Origin of the sequence: Carboxylicivirga marina (genome assembly GCF_016612505.1) — a bacterium.
In the GTDB taxonomy this organism is placed as follows: domain Bacteria; phylum Bacteroidota; class Bacteroidia; order Bacteroidales; family Marinilabiliaceae; genus Carboxylicivirga; species Carboxylicivirga marina.
Genome location: NZ_JAENRR010000138.1, coordinates 1 through 1,559 on the forward strand (window position 1 = coordinate 1; position 1,559 = coordinate 1,559).

Here is a 1,559-nt window from a genome sequence, read left to right on the forward strand (position 1 = left end):
CGTCGCAAGCACACTTACATAAAGTCAATTATTGGGGTTTGGACATATTTTTCCCATACAGCCCGAAGAGTGTTCTGATTATTAGTATGTGTTTTCGATCGACAGCTAAGGCTACGTCCTCAGAAGGGACAGTATTTCAAAGCTGTTAGCCTGTATTTGTTTTGTCGGGCAGCTCTTTGGGAATTCAATTTTTATTTTCGTTTTAAGCTCTTTGACACAAGCAGCTGTTTTGATGATTTTGTTCTGAATAGTTTTAAAAGTAGAGTTGGCGAACTCTGTTGTTCCCAATACTTCTTTTTGGAAAGTGTGCAGAAGAATATATGCCATCGAATGTAAGAGTAAGCGAAACTGATTGGCTTTAAAGCTATTGCACGAAGTGCGATCTGATTTCAAGTATAGTTTATGTTCTTTTATTCGCAACTCCATTGCCCCTCTGGCACAATAGCCCTTTTCATAAAGCTCTTTAGCCCTGAAATCGGTCATATTACTCACAATATACCTGATATTGGTGCCCAAAGGGGATACTTCGACCTTTACTATAACTTTCTGTGGCTTGTGCCAACTTCCTGCTTGATATAGGAAAGAGTGGTATCGTTTGACAGGTTTGTTGTATTGCTTGAACTCACGCTGTGCACTTTCAATAGTCACCTGCGCTTGCAGGTGAAGTTTCTTGTTCCCGGCCAATCCGGTAATATACCCGGTGCGTGGTTGACCATCTGACCATTGCATAAAATCTGCCGATGTGAAATGGGCGTCCCCCCGAACGATGATTAGCGTATTGGGCCACTGCTGCCTTAATCTTGAAATCAATTTCTTTAACAACGAAGCCACATCGCTTTGTTTGCTCCTTCGGCCAGGCTTAAGCATCGTGGCCACCAGCCTTCCTGACAGGCCTTCGTAAATATGCAAGGGCATATAGCAGTGATTGTGGTAATAATTATTGAAAAGACTTAACTGTTGGTCCCCATAGGTGTTGTTATTGGTGTCATCACAATCTAGTATAATTAAAGGCGGGGCACTCTGGTACGAACCCATAAAAACGTCAAGAAGGTACTCACCTGTGCGGTAAAGCATTTTGTTGTCAATGGCATTTTCCAACCTGCTCATTGTTGGTTGAGAGGCTAGTGGACTGCCACTCTCGGGCAGTCGTCCAGCACAGGCTTTAAAAATAAAGTCATTGCGCAGGTCATTGCAATCGTTACAATCTTCATAGCCAGCCGCAATTTGAAAAACACGTTGGACTAAGAGTTCTTTTAATGTATGGTCGATATATCGCTGATCTCGTTTGTCTTCAATACAGTCAACAGCTCCTTCTATAAGGCCTATCTGTTGCTCTGTTTCTCGAAGTAATAACAAGCCGCCATCGCTACTAATGTCCTCACCACTGAACGTAAGCTCAATGTTTTTGCCTTCTATTGGAAAAAGTTCGTAAGTTGTCGAGGTGTCTTCTAATTTATTTTTAATCATTGTATAAAGGGCTTTGTGTTTGGACACCTTGAAAATACTGATATTTCAGAAGATTCAAGGAACACTTATCCCTTTTTTATGAATAATTCAGG

General features: G+C 41.5%; 1 protein-coding gene. It reads right to left on the minus strand.

The annotated features are described in order from the left end of the window. Positions 1 to 111: 111 nt before the first annotated feature. Complete coding sequence (locus JIV24_RS22090; protein ID WP_200467256.1) at positions 112 to 1,467, minus strand: IS1380 family transposase; 1,356 nt, start codon at positions 1,465 to 1,467, stop codon at positions 112 to 114. Positions 1,468 to 1,559 lie beyond the last annotated feature (92 nt).

Bases quoted from the DNA above. Each gene is read 5' to 3' on its own strand.
- JIV24_RS22090 (WP_200467256.1), bottom strand. From the start codon at position 1,467: ATGATTAAAAATAAATTAGAAGACACCTCGACAACTTACGAACTTTTT.